The organism is Qipengyuania sp. RANM35, assembly GCF_041021145.2.
Taxonomy (GTDB): domain Bacteria; phylum Pseudomonadota; class Alphaproteobacteria; order Sphingomonadales; family Sphingomonadaceae; genus Qipengyuania; species Qipengyuania soli.
In genome coordinates this window covers 2489361-2503392 of record NZ_CM196433.1, presented here as the reverse complement: position 1 = coordinate 2503392, position 14032 = coordinate 2489361, and the positions used below count along the sequence as shown (strand labels likewise).

16 protein-coding genes are annotated in these 14032 nt (G+C 63.7%); 13 read left to right on the top strand and 3 right to left on the bottom strand.

Annotated elements, in window-relative coordinates; genetic code table 11:
* Positions 1–79 precede the first annotated feature (79 nt).
* Complete coding sequence (locus tag RAM60_RS12530) at positions 80–295, bottom strand: DUF1192 family protein (protein ID WP_369026492.1); 216 nt, start codon at positions 293–295, stop codon at positions 80–82.
* A 114-nt stretch (positions 296–409) separates the two neighbouring features.
* Here RAM60_RS12530 and RAM60_RS12525 point away from each other — a divergent pair, with 114 nt between their 5' ends.
* From RAM60_RS12525 to RAM60_RS12500, 6 genes are all read left to right on the top strand, one after another.
* A complete protein-coding gene (locus RAM60_RS12525) occupies positions 410–1420 on the top strand; it encodes an NAD(P)H-quinone oxidoreductase (protein ID WP_510639793.1) in 1011 nt (336 codons plus the stop codon).
* Positions 1413–2027, top strand: coding sequence for a glutathione S-transferase family protein (locus RAM60_RS12520; RefSeq protein WP_369026493.1), 615 nt, complete (start codon positions 1413–1415; stop codon positions 2025–2027). Before RAM60_RS12525 ends, RAM60_RS12520 begins: the two co-directional genes overlap by 8 nt.
* A gap of 101 nt (positions 2028–2128) precedes the next feature.
* Positions 2129–3004, top strand: a complete 876-nt coding sequence (locus RAM60_RS12515; protein ID WP_369026494.1) for a UDP-2,3-diacylglucosamine diphosphatase — start codon at positions 2129–2131, stop codon at positions 3002–3004.
* A gap of 98 nt (positions 3005–3102) precedes the next feature.
* The gene (locus RAM60_RS12510) at positions 3103–4089 is read left to right on the top strand and encodes a glycosyltransferase family 4 protein (protein ID WP_369027325.1); all 987 of its coding nucleotides are present in this window, start codon (positions 3103–3105) and stop codon (positions 4087–4089) included.
* A gap of 103 nt (positions 4090–4192) precedes the next feature.
* A complete protein-coding gene (locus RAM60_RS12505) occupies positions 4193–4894 on the top strand; it encodes a cell cycle transcriptional regulator TrcR (RefSeq protein WP_369026495.1) in 702 nt (233 codons plus the stop codon).
* Between the two features lie 99 nt (positions 4895–4993).
* Positions 4994–6670 (top strand): AMP-binding protein, encoded by a 1677-nt coding sequence (locus RAM60_RS12500; protein ID WP_369026496.1) that lies wholly within the window; start codon positions 4994–4996, stop codon positions 6668–6670.
* A gap of 66 nt (positions 6671–6736) precedes the next feature.
* Here RAM60_RS12500 and RAM60_RS12495 read toward each other — a convergent pair whose 3' ends face one another.
* The gene (locus RAM60_RS12495) at positions 6737–7123 is read right to left on the bottom strand and encodes a bactofilin family protein (RefSeq protein ID WP_369026497.1); all 387 of its coding nucleotides are present in this window, start codon (positions 7121–7123) and stop codon (positions 6737–6739) included.
* A gap of 16 nt (positions 7124–7139) precedes the next feature.
* The gene (locus RAM60_RS12490) at positions 7140–8258 is read right to left on the bottom strand and encodes a M23 family metallopeptidase (RefSeq protein ID WP_510639792.1); all 1119 of its coding nucleotides are present in this window, start codon (positions 8256–8258) and stop codon (positions 7140–7142) included.
* Positions 8259–8559: 301 nt separating this feature from the next.
* On the opposite strand from RAM60_RS12490, the gene RAM60_RS12485 reads away from it, so the two are divergent.
* The 7 genes from RAM60_RS12485 to RAM60_RS12455 all read left to right on the top strand — a co-directional run bounded on the left by RAM60_RS12485 (position 8560) and on the right by RAM60_RS12455 (position 13959).
* Positions 8560–9240 carry a nicotinate-nucleotide adenylyltransferase gene (locus RAM60_RS12485; RefSeq protein ID WP_369027326.1) on the top strand — a complete coding sequence of 227 codons (681 nt, stop codon included), beginning with the start codon at positions 8560–8562 and terminating at the stop codon, positions 9238–9240.
* A gap of 57 nt (positions 9241–9297) precedes the next feature.
* Positions 9298–9717: a ribosome silencing factor gene (gene rsfS, locus RAM60_RS12480; RefSeq protein ID WP_200981665.1), complete on the top strand. Its 420-nt coding sequence runs from the start codon at positions 9298–9300 to the stop codon at positions 9715–9717.
* Positions 9718–9830: 113 nt separating this feature from the next.
* On the top strand, positions 9831–10253 hold the full coding sequence (locus RAM60_RS12475) for a 23S rRNA (pseudouridine(1915)-N(3))-methyltransferase RlmH (RefSeq protein ID WP_369026499.1): 423 nt from the start codon (positions 9831–9833) through the stop codon (positions 10251–10253).
* Between the two features lie 18 nt (positions 10254–10271).
* Positions 10272–11501: a murein hydrolase activator EnvC family protein gene (locus tag RAM60_RS12470; protein WP_369026500.1), complete on the top strand. Its 1230-nt coding sequence runs from the start codon at positions 10272–10274 to the stop codon at positions 11499–11501.
* Between the two features lie 101 nt (positions 11502–11602).
* Positions 11603–12943 carry a S41 family peptidase gene (locus RAM60_RS12465; RefSeq protein ID WP_369026501.1) on the top strand — a complete coding sequence of 447 codons (1341 nt, stop codon included), beginning with the start codon at positions 11603–11605 and terminating at the stop codon, positions 12941–12943.
* Positions 12944–12958: 15 nt separating this feature from the next.
* Positions 12959–13435 (top strand): disulfide bond formation protein B, encoded by a 477-nt coding sequence (locus tag RAM60_RS12460; RefSeq protein ID WP_369026502.1) that lies wholly within the window; start codon positions 12959–12961, stop codon positions 13433–13435.
* Complete coding sequence (locus RAM60_RS12455; RefSeq protein ID WP_369026503.1) at positions 13432–13959, top strand: demethoxyubiquinone hydroxylase family protein; 528 nt, start codon at positions 13432–13434, stop codon at positions 13957–13959. Before RAM60_RS12460 ends, RAM60_RS12455 begins: the two co-directional genes overlap by 4 nt.
* Positions 13960–14032: the final 73 nt, after the last annotated feature.

Sequence of the window (14032 nt, the reverse complement as noted above, 5' to 3'; positions counted from 1 at the left end):
TGACCAAAGCTGTATGCGTGGATGGATATGTGGCCGATATGGTGGGCGATGCGGATGATTGCAGCCCCCGCACAGCCAACTAATCCTTTCGCCCGAACAAGGCTTCGGCCGCATCGCGATGCGCGGCAGCCGAAAGGCGATGCTTTTCGACGCGAGCGATCTCGGCTTCAAGCAAGGCGATGCGCTGTTCCAGCTCGTCTTGCGAATAGGGGCCGAGGTCCTCTGCGGCGAGCTTGCTCGCAGCGTCGCCCGTCCTTTTGTCATCAAGGGGGCGCGGACGGTCGTCGTCTTCCATTGGGAGCAATCTCGCAATTCTCCCCGGTTGCTGTCAACGGGGGCTCCCGCTATTGCCCCCCGCCGTGGCAGCCGTGCCACGCATGTTCGACGCGCAAGACGCAGGGGACGCAAATTGGCCGCAGAATTGCCCGCTACCATGACTGCCATGGGGTTCGATGCCCCGGGCGGTCCCGATGTCTTTCGCCCCGAGGAATTGCCGCTACCCGAACCGGGCGAGAACCAGTTGCTGATCAGGATCGCCTGGGCGGGGGTGAACCGGCCCGACGTGATCCAGCGCCAGGGGTTCTATCCGCCGCCGCCGGGAGCTTCGCCAATTCCGGGCCTCGAGGTATCCGGGACGGTTGTCGCCGTCGGCAAGGGCGTGCAGCCGGAAATGCTCAACCGCCGCGTCTGCGCGCTGGTTTCGGGTGGGGGCTATGCGGAATATTGCCTCGCTAATGCTGCGCACTGCCTTCACGTGCCGCACGATATGGACATGGCCGAAGCGGCTGCGATCCCCGAAACGCTGTTCACCGTCTGGCACAATGTCTTCGAGCGCGGCTGGGCGCGCGAGGGTGAAACGCTGCTCGTCCACGGCGGCACCTCGGGCATTGGCACAATGGCGATTATGCTCGCCAAGGCGTTCGAGATGAAGGTGGTGACCACCGCCGGTAGCGAGGACAAGTGCCAGGCTGCGCGCGAACTCGGCGCGGACCTCGCGATCAACTATCGCGAGGCGGATTTCGTCGAGGAAGTGAAGGCTTTTACCGGAGGCAAGGGTGTCGATGTGGTGCTGGACATGGTCTCGGGCGACTATGTGGCGCGCAACATCGAATGCCTCGCCGATGACGGGCGCCATGTAACGATCGCCGTGCTCGGCGGGCTCAAGGCCGAGATCAACATGGCCACTATCATGCGCAAGCGCCTGACCCTGACCGGCTCGACGCTGCGCCCGCGCTCTGACGAGTTCAAGGCGCTGCTCGCGGATGAGATCCATAATCACGCCTGGCCACTGTTCGAGGACAAGACGATCCGTCCCGTCATGGATCGCAGCTTCCCCTTGCGCGACGTCGCGGCGGCGCATGCGCGGATGGAAGGCGGGGATCATATCGGCAAGATCGTGCTGGAGGTCGCAGGTGGATAGGCTGACGCTTCACGAGGACCCGCGCAGCGGCAATTGCTACAAGATCAAGCTGACCGCCGCGATGCTCGGACTGCCGCTGGAAGTCCGGCAATACGACATCATGAAAGGCGAGACGCGAACGCCGGATTTCCTCGCGCAGGTCAATTCCAACGGCCGCATACCTGTTCTTCAGATCGGCGACAGGTTCCTGCCTGAAAGCAATGCCGCCTGCTGGTTCCTCGCCGAGGGCAGCGACTTGATCCCCGGAGACCGTTTCCTGCGTGCCGACATGCTGCGCTGGATGTTCTTCGAGCAGTACAATCACGAGCCCAATGTCGCGACGCTGCGCTTCTGGCTTCACTTTATCGGCGAACCGAACCTGTCCGACCAGCAGCGCGCTCAGCTGATCGCCAAGCGGATCGCCGGTTGCGACGCGCTGACGCTGATGGATCGCCACCTCTCGGATCGCGATTGGTTCGTTGGAACAGGCGCATCGCTCGCCGACATTGCGCTCTACGCTTATACGCATGTGGCGGAAGAGGGCGGCTTCGGCCTGGGGGATTACCCTGCAATCGGACGGTGGCTCGAACGGGTTTCGACCCTGCCGGGTTATGTCCCGATGTCCTGACCCGAAACCGTAGCAAAGTCCCGATTTCGTAACCGTCACGTGCGCGGCGCGTAACATTGGCATGACATAGAATCCCGTGAAAAGCAGCGGGATTCCAATCCATGACCGAACTGCCCAGCGGCCTCGAAGCGCTTCACAACGTAGCCAATTTTCCCTCGATCAAGCCAACCGTTCCCGAACGCATCACAGGCGAGCGGTTGCGGTTTCGCACAATCTGGATCAGCGACATCCACCTCGGCACCAAGGGGTGCAACCACGAACTGCTGATCGATTTCCTCGACCACACCGACAGTGACACCATGTACCTCGTCGGTGACATCATCGACGGCTGGCGCCTCAAGAAGAAGTTCTACTGGCCAGCCGAACACAACGACATCGTGTGGCGCGTCCTCAAACGAGCGAAGCGCGGCACGCGGATCGTCTACATTCCGGGAAATCATGACGAGATGGTGAGGCCCTTCTGCGGAATGAACTTCGGTGGAGTGGAAATTCGCCGCGCCGCCTTTCACGATACCGCCGACGGTCGCCGCCTGTTGGTGCTCCATGGTGACGAGTTCGACACCATTATGCTGGCGCACCGCTGGCTCGCCTTCGTCGGCGACGCTGCCTACCACGCGATGATGAAGCTCAACAATTGGGTCGCCCGTGCGCGCAAGGCGCTCGGTCTGCCCTATTGGTCGATTTCCAAGGCGGCGAAGCACAAGGTCAAGAATGCGGTCGAGTTCATCTCGAAGTACGAGGAAGTGGTCGCACGCGCCGCCGGCGAACGCGGGGTGGACGGGGTTGTCTGCGGCCACATCCATACTGCGGAAGTTCGTGACTTCTTCCACGAGGGTCGTCGCGTCGAATACTTCAACGACGGCGACTGGGTTGAAGGCTGCACGGCGCTGGTCGAACATTTCGACGGGCGCATGGAAGTGCTCCACTGGGCCGAAGAAGTTGCGCGGCGCAACAAGTCCGAAAGGAAGGCTGCTTGAACGCCCAAACCCTTCCCCTGCTCGACCGTCGCGCCAAGGCAGTGATCCCCGTCGAACCCCAGCGCATCGCAATCGTCACCGATGCCTGGCTCCCGCAGATGAACGGCGTGGTACGCACGTTGACAACGACCTGCGAGATCCTGCGCGAGCAGGGGCGCGAAATCCTCGTCATCTCGCCCGACGAATTCGCCAGCGTGCCTTGCCCGACCTATCCCGAGATACGCCTGGCCCTCACCTGTCCGCGCGCTGTCTCCGATCGGCTGCGCAAGTTCGCTCCCGATGCGATCCATATCGCCACCGAGGGCCCGCTCGGCTGGGCTGCGCGGCGCTACTGCGCGCGCTACGGCGTGAGTTTCACCACCGCCTATCACACGCAGTTTCCCGAGTACGTGGCACGGCGTACCCACCTTCCCGCCGCATGGTTCTGGCGCTATATCAGGTGGTTCCATGCCCCGGCAGAGCGTGTGCTCGTGGCGACCGAGAGCATCCGTGGCGAACTGCGCGAGCGCGGCCTCGACCGGTTGCATCACTGGAGCCGTGGGGTCGACCTCGAATGCTTCACGCCCGGAGCGCCCCCGCCCGTCGAGTATGCCGACCTGCCGCGCCCGATCCAGCTCTATGTCGGGCGCGTCTCGGTGGAGAAGAACATCGAGGCATTCCTGTCCGGGTCCTACCCTGGCACGAGGGTTGTCGTCGGTGACGGACCGGCGCTGGAATCGCTCAAGGTGCGCTTCCCCGATGCCGTCTTCCTTGGCCGACGCGAGGGCGAGGAACTGGCCGGGTGCTATGCGGGGGCCGATGTCTTCGTCTTCCCCAGCCGGACGGATACGTTCGGCCTCGTGATGATAGAGGCTCTTGCCTGCGGCACGCCCGTTGCCGCCTATCCCGTTGCCGGGCCAAAGGACATCGTCACCGACGATGTGGGTGCGCTCAGCGAAGACCTCGACCGGGCAATCGCCGCAGCAATCCTGTGCGATCGCCGCGCCTGCGCGCGATACGGGGCTACTTTCGGATGGGAGGAGGCGACGCGCCAGTTTCTTGCGGGACTGGCAACGCTCGGTACGAACCTGCCGTTCGACCCTTAGGGATTCACTTGCCGAATCCGCCCCCGTCGCTTACATCGGGACCACAACGGCCGCTCCGCGAGGGGCGGCCCTTCTATTTTCAGACCCGAGAAAAGGCATTTCCATGGCCGACCAACCCAAACCGCTGATGCCGCATGCGACCGCCACCTGGCTCGTCGACAACACCGGCCTGTCCTTCGAGCAGATCGCCGAATTCTGCGGCCTTCACATCCTTGAGGTGCAGGCGATGGCTGACGACCTCGCGAGCAGCAAGTACACGGGCCGCGATCCGGTGCACTCAGGCGAGCTGACGCTGGCCGAGATCGAGAAGGGCCAGGCCGACCCGGATTACGCGCTCAAGATGCAGCGCGCTCCGGTCGCGGTGAGCCGCACCAAGGGGCCGCGCTACACCCCGGTTTCCAAGCGCCAGGACAAGCCCGACGGCATCGCCTGGATCCTTCGTGCTCACCCCGAGATTTCGGATGCACAGATTTCTAAGCTCATCGGCACTACGCGGAACACGATCACAGCGATCCGCGAGCGCAGCCACTGGAACATCCAGAACATCCAGCCGAAAGACCCGGTTACGCTCGGCCTGTGTTCGCAGCGCGAACTCGACGCCGTCGTCGCCAAGGCTGCCAAGAAAGCCGGCATCGAAGGCGCAGACGCCCCGGTCGAATCGGGCAGCGATCGCGAGAAGTTGATCGAGGAACTGCGCGCAGAGCGTGATGCCAATGAAAAGGCCGCCGCCGAAGCTGCGCAGGAAGCCGAAGCCGCCGCCTGGCTCGAAGCCAAGCGCGCGTCGGAGGATGCCGAGGAAGCCTGATCGGGCAAGCCTTGAACGACCTCTTGAGGGGCGGGCGAAGCACAGGCTGCGCCCGCCCTTTTTGCTTGCGTTTATGGCAGGATAGGCCATCCTACTGACATGGATGTCAGCAAGCTGCCGAATTATCATCCCGTACCATGGGCAACGCATTTCGACGCGATTGCCTTGCCGGAAATGTTCGCGCGTACGAAGGACCGTTCGCCCGCCGCGCCCCTGCTGCACTTCCTCGGCCGCACCTACAGCTATGACGAGCTCTTCCGTGACACGGTTGCCTTTGCCCAGGCACTGCGCATGCACGGCATCTGCAACGGCGATCGGGTTGGCCTCTTTCTCCCCAACGTACCGTCCTATGTCGTCGCCTATTACGGAGCGATGATGGCCGGTGCGGTGGTGGTCAATTTCTCGCCACTCTACACGGTCGACGAATTGAGTACCCAGGTCGCGGATTCGGGCACGCGCCTGCTGGTTACCGTCGACGTGCCCGAACTGTACGGCAAGGCGGAGGCGGTCCTGCGCTCCACCTCACTCGAAATGCTCGCGGTGAGTTCGCTCTCGAGCATGCTGCCAACCGTGAAGGGCTTGGCTTTGCGCCTGTTCGCTCGCAGCAAGGTGGCTCGCGTCACCTACGGGAACGGGATCCTGGATTGGGCGAACCTGCTGAAAGAAGGAGGGGCGCGCCGCAACGAGCCCCTTCCCGAAATCGATCCACATGGCCTGGCGTTGCTCCAGTACACCGGAGGAACAACAGGCACGCCCAAGGGGGCCATGCTCACGCATGCCAACCTGTCGATCAACGCACAGCAGACGGCCGGGCTCAATCCTTTCGGCGATCCGGCCGGCGAAATCTTCATGGGCGCGCTACCCTTCTTCCATGTCTTCGCCAACACCGCGCTGCTCAACCACGCGGTGGTGACCGGCGCGTCCATCGCCATGGTGCCGCGTTTCGAGACGAAGCAAGTACTGCAAACGATCGAGAAGTATGGCGCGACCGGCTTTCCCGGAGTGCCGACGATGTTCCAGGCACTGCTCGACCATCCCGACTTGGCCAGGACCGATCTTTCGACCCTCAAGGTCTGCATTTCCGGCGGCGCGCCGCTCGCCGGCCCGCTGCGCGAGAAATGGGAAGCGGCGACCGGTGTCCGGCTGGTCGAGGGTTACGGCCTTACCGAAAGCTCGGGAGTGGTTTCGGCCAATCCTTATGCCGGCAAGCGCAAGCCGGGGACGATCGGGCAGGTGGTCATGCAAACGGAAGTGCTGCTGCTCGACAAGGAAGATGCGACGAAGATTGCGCCGGACGGAGTGCCCGGCGAACTGGCACTTCACGGTCCACAGATCATGCAAGGCTACTGGAACCGGCCAGAAGCAGCGAAGGACGTCTTCGTCGAGCATCACGGCAATACCTGGTTACGAACCGGCGATGTGGCGACGCTGGACGATGAAGGATTTCTCGAGATCGTCGACCGCATCAAGGACATGATTGCCGTCGGCGGTTTCAAGGTATTCCCGAGCCAGGTCGAGGACGTGCTGCTGGAAAACGAAACAGTTAAGGAGGCGTTGGTGATCGGCGTCCCCGACGCATACCTTGGCGAGAGACCGCGTGCCTATGTCACGCTTAATGCCGGCGCCACTGCTACGGGTGCAGATCTCGCCGAATGGCTCAACAGCCGTATCGGCAAACACGAGCGCGTCGAAAGCATCGTCGTGCGGCACGAACTTCCCAAGACCATGATCGGCAAGCTCGATCGCAAGGCACTTCGTGCCGAAGTCCTCGACTGAGGCCAAAAGAGAAGGCCGCCTGCGTCGTTGCGCAAGCGGCCCTCATCCCCTCCAAACTGGGAAAACCTAGTTCGCGACCGAAAGCTCGGGCTGCTTGGCCGGCTGCGGTGCAGCCGAGAGCGAAGGCTTGGTGTCGCGATGGGCGAAGCGGCCTTCAACCTGCGCGCCCTGCTCGATGGTCAGGGCATCATAGAACACGTCGCCGTTGATCTTGGCGGTCTTGAGGATCACCAGCTCGCGCGCAGTGATCGAGCCGTTAACGGTCCCGGCGAGACGTGCGGTCTCTGCCTTGATCGCGCCGGTCACAGTGCTGGTCTCACCTTGAACCAGGCTGGAACAGGCGATGTCGCCTTCGACCGAGCCGTCGATGTGCAGGTCGGCCGAAGCCTTGATGTCGCCCTTGATCGACAGATCCGACCCAAGAACCGAAAAGGTGGAGTTGCCCTTGCTCATTAAGTTGCGTCCCGGGTTAGTTTGCGGAGGCGAGCTGGGGAGCTCGTCGGATTTCTTCGAGAACATGAGGAGCAGTCTCCAGGAAGGTGCGCGGATTGACAGCGCGGTCGTTGATGCGGACTTCGAAATGGAGGTGCGGGCCCGTCGAGCGGCCGGTGCTGCCGATCGCGCCGATGGTCTGGCCCGGGCTAACCTTGGCGCCAACCTTGGTGGTGAACCGCGACATGTGGGCGTAGCGCGTCATCAGGCCATTGCCGTGGGTGATTTCCACCGTGTTACCATAGCCGGACTTGCGACCGACGAAGCTGACGCGCCCCGCAGCTGCTGCGTAAATTGGCGCACCGATCGGACCGCGGAAGTCGAGGCCCTTGTGCATGGCTCCTGCGCCGGTGAACGGGTCGTGACGATATCCGAAGCCCGATGAAATATACTTGAGGCTGGCGGGTTCGACCTGCGGCACGCCGGCAAGCCCGCTCTCGAGAGCTGCCATGCGGGCGATCGAAAGGCCGAGGCGCTCGAAACGGGGGTCGATCGAGCCGTCATGCGAGGTCGTCAGCTTTTCGAGCGGACCACCCATCGCAGTGCGGTCGGCCCGTGCCACCATGCTACGCGGGTCCAGGCCCAGTTTCTTGAGTGCGGCCGATGCGCGTTGGGCGCGCCAGTCGGCATAGCGGGTCAGGTTCTCCACGAAGGCAAGCTGGCGCGCTTCGATGCGGGCGAGCGCAGCTGCTTCGGGGATCGACAAGCTGACCTTGTCGACGGTCTTGGCCGCTTCGCCGGTCGAATCGCTGACCTTGTCGACGGTCTTCACGTCCTCCGGAAGGGCGGACACCATGTCTTCGATGAATTCCTGGCGCTTCTGCAGGTCGGTGGCGACCGCATCGATATTTCCGCGATAGGCGTCGACGCGCTCTTCGGCGGTTGCGACCTTCGCCTCGCGATCGAGCAGCGACAGGCGATCCGCCGTGGCGCGATACTGAGTCCAGCCGGCTACAGCCATCGAGATTGCCCAGACAAGCAGTGCCGCAGCCGCAATCGCAGCAGCGGTAATCTGGACCTTGGATGAAATGGTGATGAAGCGAACCTGGCCTTCCGATCGCATGAAGAACTCGCGATCAGGAAACCAGCTACGCAAACGGCTCCCCCAGCCGCTCGTGGCAGATTGATTGAGCAAAACGACCCGTCCCTTAATGGTCTCTCACGTCCCGAAATGAGCGCTAACAAAGGTTTCCGCGGGAATCGAATCGCGGGGCCTGTGGATTCCACGAGTCGAAGGAAGGATGCGGTGAAGCGTTACTTTGTTGGAAAATTTTCATGCAAATGCGGGAACCAAAAGTTACGCCAGCGTTTACTGCTTTCTTGCGATTCGCACGGAGCACCCTCGCGCAATGGGGATGCAAGTTCTTGATTTTAAAAGATAAAACGTCAGGTCAGGACTGTCCCGTGGCTGGGCGCTGAGGAATATGGCGCGAATCGGCCTGCTCGGCGGAAGCTTCAATCCGGCGCATGGCGGCCACCGCCGCGTGTCGCTCTTCGCGCTAGCAGCTCTGCGGCTCGACGAAGTGTGGTGGATGGTGTCGCCGGGCAATCCGCTGAAGCCGAAGAAGGGGATGGCCCCGTTGGCGTCGCGATACCGCTCCGCAGTTGAACTCGCGGGGCGCACGAGAATCCGTGTGACCGCGATCGAACGCGAATTGGGGACCCGCTTTACGGTCGACACGCTGGCCGCGCTCGAACGGCGCTATCCAAAGCACGACTTCGTATGGCTGATGGGGGCGGACAATCTCGGCCAGTTCCACCTCTGGCGCGACTGGCGGAGAATTGCGCGGATGATGCCGATTGCGGTCATCGCACGGCCCGGCTATGATGACGCTGTCGTCGCAAGCCCCGCGATGGCCTGGCTGAGGCGCTATTCGGTGCCGCTGTCCAGTTTTGTAAACGGGGGCGCATGGAGTGCACCGGCACTGGTGACTTTGCGTTTCGATCCCGATCAACGATCGGCCACGGCCATCCGCCGCGCCGATCCCGATTGGGCCGCACGCTTCGCCGGGCCGCCTCCGAGGGACCAGCTGACACATCGGCTCATCGAAGCGCGGGAGGAAACTACCGCGCCATGATGCGCATTGTTTCCGACATGGCCCACGCCCCTCGATTCAGGAGTACCGCATCCGCCTATGACTCAGGCGCACACCGACCAGGCAAACGCCGGTCAGGCCTCGGCAAAGGTTATCCCCTTGGCCAAGGCTGATTCCGACCAGCTCCTCGCACTCGTGCTCCAGCAGCTCGATGACGACCAGGCGCAGGACGTCGTGACCATCCCGTTAGAAGGCAAGAGCTCGATTGCCGACCACATGGTGATCGCCTCGGGCCGTTCGACCCGGCAGGTCGCGGCCATGGCGCAGAAACTGGCCGAGAAGGTCAAACAGGAAGGTCACGGGCCGGTAAAGCTCGAAGGCCTGCCAGCGGCCGACTGGGTGCTGATCGATGCCGGGGACGTCGTCGTCCACCTGTTCCGTCCCGAAGTCCGCAGCTTCTACAACCTAGAGCGCATGTGGGCATTCGGCGACGCACCGCCGGTGGCCGGAACGGCGTAGTCATCTAGCGCCTTCAGGCGCTGGACGCCGCACACCCGTGCGGCTTGGCTTCCTCGCATACGCCCGGGCGCGTGGTCGCGCCTGCCTCCGCTACGCCTCGGATAAGTTTGTTCATGCTCCTCCACGTCATCGCTCGCGGAAAGATTGCGCGCTCGCCGGAGGCGGAGCTGGTTGCGCGATACGAGAAGCGCCTAACCTGGCCGGTGAAATTCACCGAGCTTCCCGAAACCGGGGGCCGCGTTCCCGAACCGCAATCGCCATACAAGACGGTGCTTCTCGACGAACGGGGCAAGGATCTCTCCTCGGAGGAGTTTGCCGCCATCCTCGGGCGCTGGCGCGATGACGGGATGCGCGAATGCCGTTTCGTCCTCGGCGCGGCCGACGGCCATTCGGAAGACGAGCGCAGGGAGGCAGATCTGCTGCTCGCCTTCGGCTCCGCCACCTGGCCGCATCTGCTGGCCCGCGCCATGCTGGCCGAACAGCTGTATCGGGCAACCACGATCCTTGCGGGCCACCCCTATCATCGCAGCGGATAATGCTGCAGGATTGACGCCATGATCCGCAGCGTCGCACTTCCTGTATCCATCGCGATTGTCGTCGGCGTGCTCACTTTCGTCCGCGCCCCGGCCGAGGCGCAGGATGGCACCTCTTTTGCCAACGCGGGTGAAGCACGTCAGGCACTGGACGTAGCCCGGCAACAGCAACGCAATGCCCGCGCACGCAGCGAGATGCTGGAGAAGAAGGCGGCGCAATCGCTCGAGGCTGCCGACAAGGCGCGACAGGAGATCGCGGCACTGGCGGCCCGCGTCCAGCAGGCGGAGGCCGCGATAGCTTCGGCGGAGGCCCGCCTTGCCATCGCAAACACCCAGCGGCGCGCGCTCGACCGGCAACTGGCCGTGCGTCGGACCCCGCTCGTCCAGCTCACGGGGGCGCTGCAAAGCCTTGCCCGACGTCCGCTGACGCTTTCCGCGCTCCAACCCGGCTCTTTGCGCGACCTCGTGCACACCCGCGCCGTCCTCGACAGCACGATCCCGCTGGTCCGCGAGCGTACTGCCGCCCTGCGCGGTGAACTTGATCGCGCGCGGGCACTCGAAGAAGAGGCGCGTCTCGCGCTCGGAGACCGTCGCGAAAGCGAAAAGACCCTCGGCCAACGGCGCACAAAACTGTCGGCCCTCGCCGAACGCGAACGGCAGGCGGCGCAAATGGCATCGGGCGGGGCCGATCGCGAGGCGCGTCGCGCCCTGATTCTTGCCGAAGAGGCGCGCGACCTCGACAGTCTCGTCGGCAAACTGGAAGCAGCAGGTTCGTTGCGCGAGCGGCTTGCGGCGCTGCCCGGCCCGATCCCGCGTCCGGCCAATCCGCAATTGGCGACGGCAAAGGCATCGGCGGTCCCGATTCCATTCCCCAGCGCGACCGCGCCGCCGACACGCTACCAATTGCCCGTCGACGGCCGCGTTGCCCGCGGCTTCGGCGAAGCTGGCGAGGGCGGTCCACGCGAAGCGGGCATATCGCTCGTTCCACGCGCCGGAGCCCAGGTGGTGGCCCCAGCTACCGGCCGTGTTGCCTTCGCAGGGCCCTATCGCGGGTACGGAATGATCGTGATCGTCGAGCATCCCAATGGCTGGACGAGCCTCGTCACCGGCCTCGCGGGATTGCAGGCAGCTGTCGGACAGGAAGTGACCGCCGGATCTCCCCTCGGGACGGCGGGCCGGAATGCGCCGCGGGTTACCCTCGAACTGCGGCGTGAAGGTACACCGGTAAATCCGCTCGACTACCTCAGGTAGGTCGCCGGTCGAATTCCCCTTTCGGGACGGGACTTTCACGCTCATCTGGCATTAACAGGCCATGCGCGATAAAACGCGCCAGCGCTTTGGAGACTGCCCGGATGAAATTCGCCCCCTTGCTGCGTTCCGCCGCCCTTGTGACGGCGGTTGCCCTGATTCCCGCCACGACTGCGGGTGTCGCCCAGATCGACGGGCGCGCAGGACCGGAGTTCGCCAAGGTCGCGGCAGTGTACCAGCGGATCAAGGCAAGCTATGTCGAGCAGGTCGACGACGACAAGCTGATGCGCGGGATGATCGACGGGATGCTTGCCTCGCTCGATCCGCACTCGGCCTATCTCGATGGTGGCGATCTCCAGCGCCTCGAAACCATGATCGACGGGAATTATTCCGGGCTCGGCCTCTCGGTCGTGATGGAAGACGGCGCGGTCAAGGTCATCTCGCCCTTCCGCGGCAGCCCGGCCGACAAGATGGGCATCAAGGCCGGTGACTACATCACCCATCTCGACGGCAAGCTGATTTACGGCGGCAGCCTCGACGAGGCCGTCGCGCAGATGCGCGGCAAGGAAGGCACCAGCATCCGCCTGACCATCTTCCGCACGGGTCGCGAGGAACCCTTCGAAGTGACCGTCACGCGCGGCGTGATCGAGCTCGAGCCTGTGACCTGGGAACTCGAAGCCGGCAATATCGGCCACATCATGGTCAACGAGTTCTCGCGCGATGTCGGCAGCGACGTCTTCGCGGCCTGGAAGGACATGCAGAGCAAGGCCACGGGACGCCTCAACGGGCTGGTGCTCGACCTGCGCTCCAACCCCGGGGGAAGCCTCGACGAGGCGGTGGCGCTGTCCGACCTTTTCCTGACCGACGGGCAGATTGTCTCGCAGCGCGGTCGCGCAAGGGGCGAGAACATCACCTATGACGCAGAGACCGTGTTCCGCGGCGATATCGCCCAAGGTCTCCCGATCATCGTCCTCATCGATGCCGGTTCGGCCTCGGCATCCGAAATCGTCGCCGGCGCATTGCAGGACCATCGCCGCGCGGTCATCATGGGCGAACGCAGCTTCGGCAAGGGTAGCGTCCAGTCGCTGCTGCCGTTGGGCCGCGACGCGGCGCTCAAGCTGACGACTGCGCGCTACTACACGCCTTCGGGCCATTCGGTGCAAGAGGGCGGCATCAAGCCCGACATCACCGTGCCGCAGCTCTCCGATCCGGATCTCGCCAAGCGTTCGAAGTTCGTGATGCGGGAAAGCGACCTGCGCGGGCACCTGCTGAATGAAGCAGGTCTGGCAGACGAGGCGATGGAGAAGGACTTGCGTGAGGATCCGCGCTTCCAGTTCACCTCCGAACAGCTCGAGGCCAAGGGCATCAAGGACTTCCAGCTTCACTATGCACTGGAGACGCTGCGCCGGACATCGCCGAACAAGGTTGCCGCGCGCGCCAAGTAGGCTAAACGGCGGGGCATGACGCTTTCGCCCAACTCGCGACTGGCGCGCATGATTGCGCTGGCGATACCGGGGCTGCTGCTCGGCGGCGCCTATATCTCGCAATACGGTTTCGGCCTGTACCCGTGCGAAATGTGCTGGTGGCAGCGCTGGCCCCATTTCGCCGCCGTGGCTCTGGCCGCGCTCGCCTTTGTGACCGAACCGCGCAAAGTCCTGACGGCACTGGCTGCCCTGGCGATCCTTACCTCGGGCTTGATAGGGTTCTTCCACGCCGGAGTGGAATACGGCTGGTGGCCCGGGATTACCTCCTGCGCGGCCATTTTCAGCGAGAGCAGCGGTAACGCGCTCGAGGATATCATGAACACCCCATTGGTGCGCTGCGACGAACCTGCCTGGACGCTCTTCGGAATCAGCCTCGCCGGGTACAATTTCCTGATCTCGACAGTTTCGGCGTTTGTGGTGCTGGTCCTTCTTCGCAAGGATGCGAAGGCATGAGCAAGGCTCCCGATCACATCGCCCGGATGATCCGCGTCGACCAGGCCGGGGAATTTGGAGCAACGCGCATTTATGCGGGCCAGCTCGCCGTGATGGGCAATCGCGGTCCGCACTCGGCCGAAATCGCAGGCATGGCGGAGCAGGAAGCGGGGCATCGCGAGAAGTTCGATGCACTGATGGCGCGCCGCGGCGTGCGCCCCACCGCGCTGCAACCTTTTTGGGGCCGCGCTGGATTCGCTTTGGGAGCCGTAACTGCCCTGATCGGACCCGAAGCGGCGATGGCCTGTACGGCGGCGATCGAGACTGAAATAGACGACCACTATTCGCGCCAGCTCGATGAGTTGCACGAAAGCGGGGAGGACCCCGAGCTCGCCGCAATGATCGAGGAATTCCGCGAGGACGAACGTGAGCATCGCGATGCAGCCATGGCTGCCGGAGCGGAGCGTGCGCCGGCCTATCCCGTGCTTTCGGGCCTCATCCGGCTCGGCTGCCGCGCGGCAATCCGGCTCTCCGAGAGGATTTGACGGGAACGCCGGAGCGCCTTTGCGCGCTTCATGGAGAGTTCACCGGGCAAGGCGCCAGATGCCGCCCGATAGA